Source organism: Microbacterium sp. (assembly GCF_047606385.1).
Classification (GTDB): Bacteria; Actinomycetota; Actinomycetes; order Actinomycetales; family Microbacteriaceae; genus Microbacterium.
In genome coordinates this window covers 1-14,351 of record NZ_JASGEL010000005.1, presented here as the reverse complement: position 1 = coordinate 14,351, position 14,351 = coordinate 1, and the positions used below count along the sequence as shown (strand labels likewise).

13 protein-coding genes are annotated in these 14,351 nt (G+C 70.7%); 3 read left to right on the top strand and 10 right to left on the bottom strand.

Translation table 11 applies throughout. The features are described 5' to 3' along the window. The 7 genes from QM626_RS00510 to QM626_RS00480 all read right to left on the bottom strand — a co-directional run. Nucleotides 1-688: ABC transporter permease (locus QM626_RS00510; protein WP_415072796.1), on the bottom strand; the 688-nt coding region annotated here is incomplete at its 3' end. After that, nucleotides 685-1,368: an ABC transporter permease gene (locus QM626_RS00505; RefSeq protein ID WP_415072794.1), complete on the bottom strand. Its 684-nt coding sequence runs from the start codon at nucleotides 1,366-1,368 to the stop codon at nucleotides 685-687. The genes QM626_RS00510 and QM626_RS00505, both read right to left, overlap by 4 nt. Next, the gene (locus QM626_RS00500; protein WP_415072792.1) at nucleotides 1,365-2,186 is read right to left on the bottom strand and encodes an ABC transporter ATP-binding protein; all 822 of its coding nucleotides are present in this window, start codon (nucleotides 2,184-2,186) and stop codon (nucleotides 1,365-1,367) included. Before QM626_RS00500 ends, QM626_RS00505 begins: the two co-directional genes overlap by 4 nt. A gap of 16 nt (nucleotides 2,187-2,202) precedes the next feature. Next, nucleotides 2,203-2,505 (bottom strand): DUF427 domain-containing protein, encoded by a 303-nt coding sequence (locus QM626_RS00495; RefSeq protein WP_415072790.1) that lies wholly within the window; start codon nucleotides 2,503-2,505, stop codon nucleotides 2,203-2,205. Nucleotides 2,506-2,634: 129 nt separating this feature from the next. After that, nucleotides 2,635-3,930 carry a GNAT family N-acetyltransferase gene (locus tag QM626_RS00490; RefSeq protein ID WP_415072788.1) on the bottom strand — a complete coding sequence of 432 codons (1,296 nt, stop codon included), beginning with the start codon at nucleotides 3,928-3,930 and terminating at the stop codon, nucleotides 2,635-2,637. 11 nt (nucleotides 3,931-3,941) lie between these two features. Further along, entirely contained in the window at nucleotides 3,942-4,874 is a 933-nt protein-coding gene (locus QM626_RS00485; RefSeq protein WP_415072786.1) for a 4-(cytidine 5'-diphospho)-2-C-methyl-D-erythritol kinase, read from the bottom strand. Further along, nucleotides 4,871-5,932, bottom strand: a complete 1,062-nt coding sequence (locus QM626_RS00480; RefSeq protein ID WP_415072784.1) for an aldo/keto reductase — start codon at nucleotides 5,930-5,932, stop codon at nucleotides 4,871-4,873. The genes QM626_RS00485 and QM626_RS00480 overlap by 4 nt, the downstream gene beginning before the upstream one ends. 269 nt (nucleotides 5,933-6,201) lie before the next feature. Here QM626_RS00480 and QM626_RS00475 point away from each other — a divergent pair, with 269 nt between their 5' ends. Together QM626_RS00475 and QM626_RS00470 are read left to right on the top strand one after the other, a co-directional pair. Continuing rightward, nucleotides 6,202-6,975 carry an SDR family NAD(P)-dependent oxidoreductase gene (locus QM626_RS00475; protein ID WP_415072782.1) on the top strand — a complete coding sequence of 258 codons (774 nt, stop codon included), beginning with the start codon at nucleotides 6,202-6,204 and terminating at the stop codon, nucleotides 6,973-6,975. 341 nt (nucleotides 6,976-7,316) lie between these two features. Continuing rightward, complete coding sequence (locus tag QM626_RS00470; protein WP_415072780.1) at nucleotides 7,317-9,329, top strand: hypothetical protein; 2,013 nt, start codon at nucleotides 7,317-7,319, stop codon at nucleotides 9,327-9,329. Nucleotides 9,330-9,392: 63 nt separating this feature from the next. Here QM626_RS00470 and rsmA read toward each other — a convergent pair whose 3' ends face one another. After that, nucleotides 9,393-10,232, bottom strand: a complete 840-nt coding sequence (rsmA, locus tag QM626_RS00465) for a 16S rRNA (adenine(1518)-N(6)/adenine(1519)-N(6))-dimethyltransferase RsmA (RefSeq protein WP_415072778.1) — start codon at nucleotides 10,230-10,232, stop codon at nucleotides 9,393-9,395. Nucleotides 10,233-10,339: 107 nt separating this feature from the next. On the opposite strand from rsmA, the gene QM626_RS00460 reads away from it, so the two are divergent. Then, a complete protein-coding gene (locus QM626_RS00460; protein WP_415072798.1) occupies nucleotides 10,340-11,770 on the top strand; it encodes a sugar porter family MFS transporter in 1,431 nt (476 codons plus the stop codon). Nucleotides 11,771-11,857: 87 nt separating this feature from the next. Here QM626_RS00460 and rbfA read toward each other — a convergent pair whose 3' ends face one another. Continuing rightward, nucleotides 11,858-12,292, bottom strand: coding sequence for a 30S ribosome-binding factor RbfA (gene rbfA / locus QM626_RS00455; RefSeq protein WP_415072776.1), 435 nt, complete (start codon nucleotides 12,290-12,292; stop codon nucleotides 11,858-11,860). A 67-nt stretch (nucleotides 12,293-12,359) separates the two neighbouring features. Then, nucleotides 12,360-14,351 (bottom strand): translation initiation factor IF-2 (gene infB, locus QM626_RS00450; RefSeq protein WP_415072774.1); only part of this gene is annotated, 1,992 nt, incomplete at its 5' end.

Sequence of the window (14,351 nt, the reverse complement as noted above, 5' to 3'; positions counted from 1 at the left end):
CCGGGGTGCGTGCCCCGCGGCCCGCGCGCAGGCCGTGGGGCACGGCGGCGCGCTGCGCGAGGGCGAGCAGGCCGTCCAGGACGAGGGCGAGCAGCGCGACCAGGATCGCACCGCCGAGCACCATGTCGTAGCGGCGCAGGTTCAGGCCGGTGATGATCGGCAGGCCGAGTCCGCCGAGGTTGACGTAGGCGGCGATCGTGACGGTCGCGACGACCTGCAGGACGCCGGCGCGCAGGCCGCCGACCAGCAGCGGGAGCCCGAGCGGCACCTCGACGCGCCAGAGGATCTGCCACTCGGTCATCCCCATCGCCCGGGCGGCGTCGATCACGCGTCGGTCGATGGCCTCCAGACCGGTGTAGGCGCCCGCCAGCAGCGAGGGGATCGCGAGCAGCACGAACGTGACCACGGCGGCCTCCGGCTTGTGCAGGACGCCGAGGATCAGCACGAGCAGCACCAGCAGGCCGAAGGACGGGATGGCGCGGGCGGCGCCCGAGACGGCGACCGCGATCTCGCGGCCGCGGCCGGTGTGACCGATCGCCCACCCCGCCGGCACGGCGACGGCCGCGGCGATCGCCACCGACACGACGGTGAAGACGATCTGCTGGGCCAGCAGGAGCTGCAGCGCGCTCGATCCCTGCCACTGCGCGGGGTCGAGGATCCAGGCGATCGCCTCGGCGAACAGGTTCACGAGGTCACCGCCACGGGCCGCGCGACACGACGACGTGCGCGGCTGACGTGGGCGCGCGCCCACGGCATCAGCAGCCGTCCCGCGATCACCAGCAGCCCGTCGACGACGAGCGCGAGCAGGGCGACGACGATGACGCCGGCGAGCACCTCGGGCACGATGCGCCGTTGCAGGCCGTTGGTGAACAGGTAGCCGAGGTTGGTGACACCGACGAGGATGCCCACCGTGGCGAGCGAGATTGTGCTCACCGCCGTGACGCGCAGGCCGGCGAGAAGCACCGGACCGGCCAGCGGCAGGTCGACCGCCCAGAACCGGCGGGCTCCCCCGAAGCCCACGGCGGTGGCCGCCTGGCGCACGTCCGGGTCGACGGAGTCGAGCCCGTCGGCGACGGCGCGGACCAGGATCGCGACGGCGTAGATGGTCAGCGCGACGACGAGGTTCGTCTCGCTGATGACGGGGTAGCCGAGCACGACCGGCAGGATCATCAGCAGCGCCAGCGACGGGATGGTGTACAGCAGCCCCGTGATCGTGATGATCCACCCGCGCAGCAGCCGGTAGCGCCACGCGATCCATCCGAGCGGGACCGACAGCACGAAGCCGGCGAGGATGGCGATGACGCTCTGCCGCAGGTGCACGAGGGCCAGCCCGGCGATCACGTCCAGGTTGCTGAGCACCCACGTCATGGGGCGTCCTCGACCAGCGTGCCCTGGGTGCGGCCCTCGCCGTCGACGAGGACGGCCCCCGCGTCGGTGCGTCTGATGCGCAGTGCGCGGCGCCCGCGCTCGGCGCCGATGAACGCGGAGACGAAGTCGTCCGCGGGTTGCTCGATGATCTCGCTCGGGCTGCCCACCTGCAGCTTCTGCGCGCCTTTCGCGAGGATGACGACCTGGTCGCCGAGCAGGAAGGCCTCGTCGATGTCGTGGGTGACGAACACGACGGTCTTGTCGAGCTCCCGCTGCAGCCGGATGAGCTCCTGCTGCAGCTCGGCGCGCACGATCGGGTCGACGGCGCCGAACGGCTCGTCCATCAGCAGGATGTTGGGGTCGGACGCGAGGCCCCGGGCGACGCCCACCCGCTGCTGCTGTCCGCCGGAGAGCTGGCTGGGGTAGCGGTCGGCCATCGCGCGGTCCAGGCCCACGACGTCCATGAGCTCGAGCGCGCGGGTGCGCGCGGCGCGCCGGGTCTGCCCGGTCAGCCGCGGAACGGTGGCGATGTTGTCGGCGACGGTGAAGTGCGGCAGGAGCCCGGCGTTCTGCATCACGTAGCCGATCCGGCGGCGCAGGTCGACGGCGGATCCGGACGCGACGTCGACGCCGTCGATCTCGATGTGCCCGGACGTCGGCTCGACCATGCGGTTGATCATCCGCAGCAGCGTGGTCTTGCCGCACCCGGAGGATCCGACGAACACGGTCGTGCGATGGGAGGGGATGACCAGGTCGAACGCGTCGACCGCCGTCGTGCCGTCCGGGAAGCGCTTGGTGACCTGAGAGAACTCGATCATCGCGGTCCGCCCCCGTTCAGTCGCCGACCTCGACTTCCTTCCAGAACGCGACATAGCCGCTGAAGTCGCGGCCGACGCGCTCGATGGCCGTGGGATACGGGTCGGGGTAGGACCATGCCCGGTCCGGCAGCTCCCGGCCGTCGACCGTGACGGTGAGGTACTGGCATGCCCCCTTCCACGGACAGGTGTACGGCGTGGGGCTGTCGCTGAGCACGCCGGCGGTCACGGAGGCCGGCGGGAAGTACCAGTTGCCCTCGATGCGGATCAGGTCCGCCTCGGGTGCGTCGGCGAGGACGGTGTCGCCCAGTCGTGCTCTCATGGCTGCGACGTTACCGCGGCTGGACGCCGAGGGCACCGGGGATTGCGCCGCATGACGCGCTGTGCAACCGATCGTGACATCCGGCGCTACGGTGACCGCCCGGTTCGCGCCGAGCCCCGGGCCGGCGGGTCAATACCAGTAGCTGAGCCGCGCGGGCGGGTCCCAGCCGAACACGTCGGCGACGGCGCCGGCGTCCGTCGCGCTCAGCCTCCCGGCGGCCGCGAGGGTGCGCGCCGAGACCTGGCCCAGCAGCAGTGCCGAGAGCGCGACGACGTCGGCCGTGAGGGTGACCGGCGCCGTCGCGCGCGCGGACGCCGGTGCCACGGAGGCGGAGCCGTCGTCGTCGACCGTCAGCACGAACGCGCCGCCCGCGAGGCCGAGCGTGTCGGTGATCTGGAGCAGCAGCCGGCCCGGCCGGCGGTACCGGCGGGCCTGCAGCGCCGCGGTCACGTCGAGGATGCGGACGTAGTGGTGGTCGTGCAGGGTGACGGTCGCGGCGCGCCGATCGGAGATCATCCACAGCACCGGCTCGTCGATCGACTGTTCGGTGGCGACGACGGTCTGCACCAGGTCGAGCTCGACGAGGAACCGCCACAGCGCGGCCGACGCGGCATCGTCGGCCGCGACCAGCGCTCGCACGTCGACACGGGATCGCGTGTAGTCCTCCGTGTTCTCGGTGACCGTGTAGGCGAGCAGTCCCTGCACCTCGTCGTGCACGTCGCGGTATCGGACGGTGCGGATGCGCTCGGGCCGGTCGGCATCCGCCGCCGTCCCGGCGATGTGGTCCCAGTGGCCGTCGGATGCCGTCAGCTCCCCCGGCCGCTGCGCGAACACGCGATCGGCCAGCGCCGGCGCCTCGCGCCGCCACTGCTCCCGCGTCACGAAGTCGACCCGGCCCGGCGCGACCGGACCGGTCCAGCTCGCGCGCTTCACGTCGATCGACAGGGTCGCCACCGACACGGCGGGCGCGAAGCCGTACCGCCCGTACAGCGGCGACTCGGTGACCGTCAGCGATGCGATCGGCACCCCGGCGGAGGCGGCCGCACGCAGCTCCCCTTCGAGCAGCGCGCGGGCGATGCCGCGCCGGTGATGCGTGGGCGCGACGGTCACGGAGCTGATGGCCCACGCCGGTGCGGTGCCGCCGGGCAGGCTCAGCGCCGCGACCCAGCTCGACACCGTCCCGACCGGCCAGTCCGGCTGCGGCCCGGTCGGATCGAGCACCCCGATCAGCCGGCGCCCGCGCCATCTCTCGGCGACGGCGGCGTCCTGCACCGCGGTGCGCTCGGTCTCCAGGAAGCCGCGCGCCTGCGCGCCGTGCCAGGCGACCAGCTCCGAGCCGTCGTTCGCCATCCGGCGAAGCTCCAGACCCGCCTCGGCCAGCCGGGCGGCGGATGCCGGATCCACCGCGATGTCGTTGTGGGCCATGGCGACCTCCCTCAGTCGATGATGCGGGCGCCGGGGAGCGGGCCGTGCACGTGCAGCGCGTGGTGTCCGGCCGCCGACAGGAGAACCTGCAGCTCGATGGCGGACTCCGCGTCCCCGGCGAGGAAGGCGAGCGTCGGCCCGGAGCCGGACACGAGGCCCACCAGCGCACCGGCGCGCTCCCCCGCGTCGAGCACCTCGGCCAGCTCGGGGCGCAGGGCGAGAGCGGCGACCTGGAGATCGTTGTGCGCCGAGTCGGCGAGCATCGCGGCGTCCCCCGCGCGCAGGGCGTGCAGCACATCGGTGGCGACCTCCGGCCGGCGGGGCGGCGGGGCGATGTCGACGGCATGGCGGCCGCGGTGGGCGTCGAGCGCCCGGTAGACCTCCGGCGTCGACAGCCCGTCCTCGCGGGTGACGATCACCCAGTCGAACCGGCCCCGGGCCAGGGCGGGGCTCAGCACGTCGCCGCGGCCGGTGCCGATGGCGGTGCCGCCCATGAGCGCGAACGGCACGTCGGCGCCGAGGCGTGCCCCGAGCTCGAGCAGGTCGTGGCTGCCGAGGCCTGCGCCCCAGAGGGCGTCGCAGGCGACGAGGGCCGCCGCGGCATCCGCCGACCCGCCCCCCATGCCGCCGGCGACCGGCACGCCCTTGCGGACGTCGAGATGAACGCCGCCCCGCCAGCCGATCTCCTGCGCCAGCAGCCGGGCCGCGCGGATCGCGAGGTTGCGGTCGTCGCACGGCACCTGCGAGACCTCGACCGTGCCGCTGACCGCGATCGTGAACCCGTCGGCGGGGCTCGCCCACACGTCCTCGACCGCGGAGACCGCCTGATAGGCCGTGGCCACGTCGTGGTAGCCGTCCTCGCCCGCCGCGCCCACCTGCAGGAACACGTTGATCTTCCCGGGGGCACGCACGTGCACCCGGTCCGGGACGGCGCGGATGCTCACAGTCTCGACGACACCGCCCACAGGTCCACGTCGATGCCGGCGGAGACGGTGTCGATCTGCTCCAGCTCCTCCGTGTCGAACGCGGGACCGGACAACGCCGCGATGTTCTCGTCGAGCTGGGCGACGCTGGAGGCGCCGATGAGCGACGAGGCGACCACCGGGTCGCGCAGCGTCCACTGGATCGCCATCTGCGCCAGCGTCTGCCCGCGCTCGGCCGCGATCGCGTTCAGGCTGCGCAGCGCCGCCAGCCCCTCCGGCGGCAGCGTCTGCGGCACGGGGCGCGGCTGGGTGCGATGTCCGGTGCCGTCGCTGAGGTATTTGTCGGTCAGCAGGCCCTGAGCGAGCGGTGTGAAGGCGATGGCGCCGATCCCCTCCTGGCGGAGCGCGCCGGTCAGGCCGTCCTCGATCCAGCGGTTGAGGATCGAGTACGCCGGCTGATGGATCACCAGCGGCGTGCCGAGGCTGCGAGCGACCGCGGCCGCCTCGACCGTCCGCTGGGCGCTGTAGGACGAGATGCCGACGTACAGCGCCTTGCCCTGCCTCACGAGCGTGTCGAGCGCGCCGACGGTCTCCTCGATCGGGGTGACCTCGTCCACCCGGTGCGAATAGAAGACGTCGACGTAGTCGAGTCCCATCCGGGTCAGCGACGCCTCGGCGCTGGCCAGGATGTACTTGCGCGAGCCCCAGTCCCCGTGCGGCCCCGGCCACATGTCCCAACCGGCCTTGGACGAGATGATGAGCTCGTCGCGGTAGGGTCGCAGGTCTTCGCGCAGGACCCGACCGAAGTTCGTCTCCGCCGACCCGTAGGGCGGGCCGTAGTTGTTGGCCAGATCGAAGTGGATGACGCCGCGGTCGAAGGCATGGCGCAGGATCTCGCGCTGACGGTCGAACGCCACGTTGTCGCCGAAGTTCCACCACAGGCCCAGCGACAGCGCCGGCAGGTACAGGCCGCTGGTGCCGACCTGACGGTACGGCATCGCGTCGTAACGATCGGACGCCGCGACGTACGGGCGGTGGACGTCGGGGATGCCGGGGCGGAGGCGGGGCTGTTCGGTCACCTCAGCAGCCTAGCCACGTCGGCGCGGCCGCGAGCCCGGTGCGACGCGCCGGCGTAAGACGCGCCCACGTCGCAGGTCCAGACCCGTTCTCCTTCTCCCCTCGCTCGCATGGTCAGCGCCGTGATGCGATGGTGGGCCGACATCACCCGGCCTAGCGAAGCTCTTCCCCCTCGTACTATTCTGTCGACATTCAGAGAGAAATATTGTGCGCTTTCGGGTGTTTAGCGCGATATTGCCGCTCTAGTGTCGACAATAATTGAGGAGATAATGTGACTGACCGTCTTCAGGGCAAAGTGGCCCTGGTCACCGGCATCGGCTCGGGCATCGGGCAGGGCATCGCGCTGAGATTCGCCGCCGAAGGCGCGACCGTGTTGGGCACCGACATCAGCGCCCCGCGCGCGGAGGCCACCGTCGCCCTCGCTGCCGAGGCCGGCACCCCGATCTCCTCCGTGCACCCGATCGACCTCACCCGGCCCGACGACGTCGGCCGCTATGTCGAGGTCGCCCGAGAGCGATACGGCAGGGCCGACGTGCTGGTCAACGCCGGCGCGATCGAGCCGCACATGGGCCGGGTGGACACGATGGACTTCGACACCCAGTGGCGTCCCACCATCGCCGGCGAGGTCGACCTGGTGTTCCTGGCCAGCCAGGCGGCCTGGCCCCTCCTGCAGGCATCCGGCAGCGCTTCCGTGATCAACTTCGCCTCCGTCAACTCCTTCCGAGGCAGCCGGGCGATGGGGATGGTGGCGCACTGCGCCGGCAAGGGCGCCGTGCTGTCGATGACCAAGCAGCTGGCGGTGGAGGGCGGCCCCGACGGCATCAGGGCCAACACCATCGCCCCCGGCATGGTGCAGACCGGCGCGACGGCCGCCGCCGGCGCGTCGACCGGCGCCACCGGGGCAGCCATCGCGGCCCGCACGCTCGTCGGCCGTCTCGGCGTGCCCGACGACATCGCGTGGTGCGCCGTGTACCTCGCCTCCGACGAGGCGCGATGGGTGACCGGGGCGAACTTCACCATCGACGGCGGGGTGACGGCCGCGTGAGCGCCTTCACCGGTCAGCCCCTGAATTATCAATGTCGACACTAATTGTGTCAACATGCCCTGTTGAGCTAATTTTGCGGGTTCGAATTCGTTCAGAGCGACCCCTTGTGGCCCAAACTGTCGACAGAGTATGGTGACACTGCCTCCGGGCACGAACTGCCAAAGGCGGCACGCCGTTCCCCCCGGACGACGCCGAACACCTCCGGTCTCGTCCACACCGCGGCTTTTCAGGTCCCCGTCGTCGCTGACCGCCGTCGACCGACATCGGTCAGGACAATCCCCCCGTCAAATGGCCTCGCGTGCATCGCGCGGTCCGTCCGCTCAGCCGAAAGGGAAGATCCCATGGTCGTCGAGACCACGCACCCCACCCCTCACGCCAGCCCCATCTCTCGCCGCTCTCTCCTCCTGGGCGTCGCCGCCTTCGCCGTCCTACCGGTCGTGGGCGGCGTCGCGTTCACCGACCCCGCCTACGCGGGCACCGGCAACCACGGGAACACCGGCGGCAACGGCGGCACCGGCGGCAACCCCGGGAACAACGGCAACACGCTCACGGTCTCAGCCGGCGAGACCGTGACCATCGAGACCACGACCACTCTCAACGAGCTCACCATCGCGGAGGGCGGGGCGATCATCGGGCCGGACGGGACGAGTCTCTCCGTCACGGTCAACGGCGTGGAGACCGGCTCCAAGCTGCCGAGCCTCTACGACGACAACGGCATCGTCACCTACATCGCGGCCGGTACCTATCGCGGCCAGGTGGTGATCGACGTCGCCGAGGCCAACATCATCAGCTACGGCGATCTGGAGTGGCCTATCCGGCAGGCGCTGTACGTGGATGCCGACGGCATCGACCAGGAGAAGTCGGTCTCCTCGGCGATCAGCGGCGGCAACGTGGACGCGAACGCCGCACGCAACGTGACCATCCGCTCCACCGGGGAGGCGTTCAACGGCATCTGGGTGGACGGCGGCGCCACCTACTCGATCCAGGCTCCCCGGATCGAGTTGCAGGGAAACGGCCGGAACGACTTCATCGGGTACGGCGCGGCGATCACCGGCACCGGGGCCTCGTACCTGACCGTCGACGCGGCGACGGTCGAGAACAGGGGCGTCGTGAGGACCGCGGTCATCGCCGACGGCGGCTCGACGGTGGTGGTCAAGAACTCCGTGCTCACGGTGCACGACGGCACGCCGCCCGCGGAGTACGAGAACACCGGCGACACCAACTTCATGATGACCTGCCCCTGGCTGCTGGGCATGTACGGCACGGTGCGCGCGACGAACCTGCTCGGCACCGGGACGAAGGCGGCGTACGTGAACTCACAGGTCACGACCGAGACCTGGGGGGCACTGTCGGTCGACGGCGGCAGCGACTGCACGCTGGTCGCGCTCAACACCACCGCCACCAACACCGGCGACGACGGCTACGGCACATACGGGATCGGCAACGTCACCGAGCATCTGCTCGGGGTCACGTTCGACGTCGCCACGTACGCCACGATCCTGTGGGCCCCCAACAGCGTCCACTACGGCGACAGCGCCCGGGACGCGGTCGCCGCGTTGAACGACTCGCTGGGCCTCGGCCTGAGCGGGAACGAGCTGCAGGCGCTCACGCCCCGCTCCTCGGTGATCACGTCCCGGAAGTTCGGCTTCATGTGGCAGTCCACCGGTGAGCTGCTGCTGGACGGCGGCACGCAGGTGACCACGGCCCTGTCGACCTTCGTCTCCAAGGCGTCCGCGTCCACCGTGGTCGTCAACGGCCGCAACGTGTCGCTGAAGCCGGGCAACGGCATCGTCTACCAGCTGATGGACAACGACAACCCTGGCGGTGTGGACGCCGTCGACAAGCCGTGGAGCCGCGAGTACACGGCCTCTTACGTCGAGCCGACGGATTCGATCACGAAGTCCACCAGCTTCGACCCGACGACCGCGTCGTCGGCCGACGCGACCGGGACGTTCACCGGTGCCACGCTGAACGGCAACTTCTACAACGGCGTGCGCGGCGGCGGCTACAAGGATCTGCAGGGCCAGAACCTGGTGCTCAGCTTCACCGACACCACCGTGACCGGCGTGCTGTCGGCGACGACCACCACGCATCGGGAGAGCCCGATCAACTTCGACAACTACCGACAGCTCGGAGTGATCGACAACACCGTGTCCCCGGTGGTGAACAACGGCGTCATCGTCACGCTGGACGGCCGGAGCCAATGGCGGGTCACGGGCACCTCGTACCTCAGCAAGCTCGTCGTGGGCGCCGACGCCAGGGTGGTCGGCGCGCGGAGGGTGACCGTGGACGGCACGGACACCACCATCACGCCCGGCTCCACCTACACCGGCGCCATCACGATCACCGTATGAGAGCGGCTCTCGGCTGCCCCGGTCCTGCCCGCCGCGTCGTCGGCAGACAGGACCGGGCAGCCGTCACACGCGAGCGATCCGCAGGAAGTCCTCGACCGCGAGCTGCTCCCCGCGCGCCGTCGGGTCCACGCCAGCGCGCCGGAGCACCTCGGAGGCCGCGGCGGCGGATCCGCCGAGCAGGCCCGACAGCGATTGCCGCAGCATCTTCCGCCGCTGTCCGAAAGCCGCGTCGACCAGCGCGAACACGCCGCGGCGCTCGGGCTCCGTGCCGCGCGGCTCGGCGTCGCGCTGGAACGCGACGAGCACGCTGTCCACGCCCGGGACGGGCCAGAAGACCTGCCGCGACACGGTGCCCGCCAGCGTCCACCGGCCATACCAGGCGGCTTTCACGCTCGGCACCCCGTAGGTCTTCGACCCGGGTGCGGCCGCCAAGCGCTCCCCCACCTCCGCCTGCACCATGACGACACCGCGGGTGAGGTGGGCGAAGCTCTCGAGGAAGTGCAGCAGCACCGGCACCGACACGTTGTAGGGCAGGTTCGCGATGAGCACGGCCGGGTCGCCGGGCAGGGTCGTGACGGCGAGCGCGTCGGCGTCCACCACCGTCAGCGAGCCGGCCGACACGCCGTGGGCCGCGGCGGTCTGCGGCAGCCGCGCCGCCAGCCGGTGGTCGATCTCCACCGCCACCACGCTCGCGCCGGCCTGCAGGATCGCCAGGGTCAGCGAGCCCAGACCCGGTCCGATCTCCACGACGTGGTCCCCCGCCCCAACCCGTCCGAGATGCACGATCTTGCGCACCGTGTTCGCGTCGACCACGAAGTTCTGTCCGAGCTTCTTGGTCGGGACGACGTCGAGATCGGCGGCCAGCGCGCGGATCTCGGCCGCGCCGAGCAGTTGCACGGTCATGCCTGTCACTGTATCCGCGGCACGTCAATCCTTCGGACCGGGGCCACGTGAGGACTAGTGTGACGACCGTGACCAGCAACGATGCTCCTGTGACCGCCGCATTCGGGATGGGGACGGCCTACGGCCGACGAGCGATCGGCCTGTCGATCGCCGCCGCGGTCGGCGGCTTCCTCTTCGGTTTCGACTCCTCGGTGATCAACGGCGCCGTCGACTCGATCGCCGAGACGTACGAGACGAGCTCGGTGCTCACCGGCTTCGTCGTGGCGGTCGCGCTGCTCGGCTGCGCCGCCGGCGCGATGGCGGCCGGCGCGCTGTCGGATCACTGGGGACGCCGACGGGTCATGATGCTCGGCGCCGCCATGTTCTTCGTGTCGTCCATCGGCACCGCGCTGGTGCCGGCCGGGAGCGTCGGGGTGGGCGTGGGCATCCTGATCTTCTGGCGCATCGTCAGCGGTCTCGGCATCGGCATCGCCTCGGTCGTGGCGCCCGCCTACATCGCCGAGATCGCGCCCCGGCAGATCCGCGGCAGCCTCGCCTCGCTGCAGCAGCTCGCGATCACGCTCGGCATCTTCGCCGCGCTGCTGTCGGACGCGCTGCTGGCCACCAGCGCCGGCGGCGCCAGCGAGACGCTGTGGTGGGGGCTGGAGGCCTGGCGCTGGATGTTCCTGGTCGGCGTGATCCCCTCCGCCGTGTACGGCATCCTGGCCTTCACCGTGCCGGAGTCGCCCCGCTATCTGCTCGCGAAGGGCCGCACCGAGCAGGCGCGGGAGATCTTCGCGCGCCTCGTGCCGGCCGAGGACCTCGATCGCACGGTCAATGACCTGCAGCGGATCATGGACGAGGACCGCAGGAACGCGGGCGCCTCCCTGCGCGGCAAGGCCCTGGGGCTGCAGCCGATCGTGTGGGTCGGGATCATCCTGTCGGTGTTCCAGCAGTTCGTGGGCATCAACGTGATCTTCTACTACTCCACGACGCTGTGGAAGGCGGTCGGGTTCGACGAGAGCGACTCGTTGCTGATCAGCGTCATCACGAGCGTCACCAACGTCGTGATGACCCTCGTCGCGATCTGGCTGGTCGATCGGGTCGGCCGCAAGCCGATCCTGCTGACCGGCTCGGCGCTGATGACGCTCTCGCTCGGGACCATGGCCCTGTCGTTCGCGTTCGCGCAGACGGTCGACGGCGAGGTGACGCTGCCGGGCGCCTGGCGGCCGGTCGCGCTGATCGCGGCGAACCTGTTCGTGGTGGGGTTCGCGGCGTCGTGGGGCCCGCTGGTCTGGGTGCTGCTGGGCGAGATCTTCCCGAGCCGCATCCGCGGCAAGGCGCTCGGCGTCGCCGCCGGTGCGCAGTGGGTCGCGAACTTCCTGATCACCGTGACGTTCCCGGCCATGTCCAGCTGGTCGCTGCCGCTGACCTACGGCATGTATGCGCTGTTCGCCCTGCTGTCGCTGCTGTACGTGGCCTGGCGCATCCCGGAGACGAAGGGCAGCGAGCTCGAGGAGACCGAGGCGCTGTTCGACCGCCGCAAAGCCACGGCATAGACGGCGAGACCGCATCTGCGCGCCGAGACCGTGGGGTCACACCTCGGTCTCGGCGCGCGGATGCGGTCTCGCGGTAGGGGGACGCGCTCAGGCCTCGGCGTCGTCCTCGCGGGGCTTCACGTACGGGTCGGCGTCGCCGGCGTAGACGGCGGACGCCGCGAACCCGGTGATCTGCTCGTCGCGCTCGCGCGCCTCCCGCAGCAGGTCCTCGATGTGGCCCGCGTTCTCCGGCACGCCGTCGGGGATGAACTCCAGCGTCGGGGTCAGCCGCACTCCGAGCCCGCGCCCGACCTCGCTGCGCAGCATCCCGGTCGCCGCCCGCAACGCCTCGGCGGAGTCGTTGCGCTCCTGTTCGCTGCCGAGCACGGTGTAGAACACGGAGGCGTGCTGCAGGTCGCCGGTCACGCGCACGTCGGTGATGGTCACGAACCCGAGCCGCGGGTCGCGCAGGCCCTTCTCGAGCCGCTCGGCGATCAGGACCTTGATGCGGTCCGCCAGGCGTGCCTGTCGTTCGCTGCTCATGTTTCTCTCCTCCTGACGGAACGAGGTCCGGGACGCCTCCGACCGAGGCATCCCGGACCTGACGGGGTCAGCCGCGCGGCTTCTCCACCATCTCGGTGGTCTCGATCTCATCGCCCACGCGGATGTCGTTGTACTTGCCCAGGCCGATACCGCACTCGAAGTCGGTCTTGACCTCGGTGACGTCGTCCTTGAACCGCCGCAGCGACTCGATCGCCAGACCGTCGGCGATGACGACGCCCTCGCGGATGACACGTGCCTTCGCGTTGCGCGTGATGGTGCCGCTGCGCACGATGACACCGGCGATGTTGCCGAACTTCGAGGAGCGGAACACCTCGCGGATCTCGGCCACACCCGACTGCACCTCTTCGAACTCCGGCTTGAGCATGCCCGTCAGGGACTGCTCGACGTCGTCGATCGCGTTGTAGATGACCGAGTAGAACCGGATGTCGACACCCTCGCGGGCGGCGCGCTCGCGCGCCTTGGCGTCGGGGCGCACGTTGAAGCCGATCACGATCGCGTTGTCGATCGAGGCGAGGTTCACGTCGGACTCGTTGACCGCGCCCACGCCGCGGTGGATGATGCGCAGCTGCACCGAGTCGTCGACCTCGATCTTCAGCAGCGACTCCTCCAGCGCCTCGACGGCACCGGACACGTCGCCCTTGATGATGAGGTTGAGCGACTCGACCTTGCCCTCCTCCAGCGCACGCGTGAAGTCCTCGAGCGAGATCCGCTTGCGGGCCTTGGCCAGCTGGGCGTTGCGCTCGGCGGCCTCGCGCTTCTCCGCGATCTGGCGCGCGGTGCGGTCCTCCTCGGTGACGATGAAGGTGTCACCGGCGCGGGGCACCGAGTTCAGGCCCTGCACCTGCACCGGACGCGACGGGTAGGCCTCCTCGACCGTCTCGCCGTTCTCGTCGATCATGGCGCGGACGCGGCCATACGCCGTGCCCGCAACGATCGCGTCGCCGACGCGCAGCGTGCCGGACTGGATCAGCACGGTCGCCACCGAGCCGCGGCCCTTGTCGAGCTTCGCCTCGATCGCGACACCACGCGCCGCCTTGTTCGGGTTGGCCGTGAGGTCCAGGCCCGCGTCGGCGGTGAGGAGCACGGCATCCAGCAGAGCCTGGATGTTGAGGTTCTCACGCGCCGAGACGTCGACGAACATGACGTCCCCGCCGTATTCCTCTGCGACCAGACCGTACTCGGTGAGCTGCTGGCGCACCTTGGCCGGGTTGGCGTCGGGCTTGTCGATCTTGTTGACCGCCACGACGATCGGCACGTTCGCCGACTGCGCGTGGTTCAGGGCCTCGACCGTCTGCGGCATGATGCCGTCGTCGGCGGCGACCACGAGGATCGCGATGTCGGTGACCTGCGCACCGCGGGCACGCATGGCGGTGAACGCCTCGTGACCGGGCGTGTCGATGAAGGTGATCGCTCGCTCGATGCCCTCGTGCTCGGTCCACACCTGGTACGCGCCGATGTGCTGGGTGATGCCGCCGGCTTCGCCCGCGACCACGTTGGTCTGGCGGATGGCGTCCAGCAGTCGCGTCTTTCCGTGGTCGACGTGACCCATGACGGTCACGACCGGGGGACGGATCTCGAGGTCGTCCTCGCTCTCGTTCTCGAGCTCGGCCTCGAGGTCGAGGCCGAAGCCCTCGAGGAGCTCCTTGTCCTCGTCCTCGGGAGAGACCATCTGGATCTTGTAGCCGAGCTCGGCGCCGAGCACCTCGAACGTCGCCTCGTCCAGGGACTCGGTGGCCGTGGCCATCTCGCCGAGGTTGAACAGGATCGTCACGAGGGTTCCGGGCTGCACGGTGTAGCCGCGCAGGACCTCGATCTTGTCGGCCAGGTCGGCGATCGACGCGCCGCGACGCAGCCGGATGATCTCGCCGTTGCCCTTGGAGACGTTGACGCCGCCGACGACCGGCGCGTCCCGCATCTCGAACTCCTGCCGCTTCGCCCTGCGCGACTTGCGCTGCTTCGGCTTGCCGCCGCCCTTGCCGAACGCGCCGGCGGTGCCGCCGGCAGGTCCGCGACCGCGGCCGGGGGCCGGCGGGCGGGG

What these genes read in the sequence shown, in the direction of transcription:
- QM626_RS00505 (WP_415072794.1), bottom strand. Translation starts at nt 1,368, where the DNA reads ATGACGTGGGTGCTCAGCAACCTGGACGTGATCGCCGGGCTGGCCCTC.
- QM626_RS00500 (WP_415072792.1), bottom strand. Translation starts at nt 2,186, where the DNA reads ATGATCGAGTTCTCTCAGGTCACCAAGCGCTTCCCGGACGGCACGACG.
- QM626_RS00495 (WP_415072790.1), bottom strand. Translation starts at nt 2,505, where the DNA reads ATGAGAGCACGACTGGGCGACACCGTCCTCGCCGACGCACCCGAGGCG.
- QM626_RS00490 (WP_415072788.1), bottom strand. Translation starts at nt 3,930, where the DNA reads ATGGCCCACAACGACATCGCGGTGGATCCGGCATCCGCCGCCCGGCTG.
- QM626_RS00470 (WP_415072780.1), top strand. Translation starts at nt 7,317, where the DNA reads ATGGTCGTCGAGACCACGCACCCCACCCCTCACGCCAGCCCCATCTCT.
- rsmA (WP_415072778.1), bottom strand. Translation starts at nt 10,232, where the DNA reads ATGACCGTGCAACTGCTCGGCGCGGCCGAGATCCGCGCGCTGGCCGCC.
- QM626_RS00460 (WP_415072798.1), top strand. Translation starts at nt 10,340, where the DNA reads ATGGGGACGGCCTACGGCCGACGAGCGATCGGCCTGTCGATCGCCGCC.
- rbfA (WP_415072776.1), bottom strand. Translation starts at nt 12,292, where the DNA reads ATGAGCAGCGAACGACAGGCACGCCTGGCGGACCGCATCAAGGTCCTG.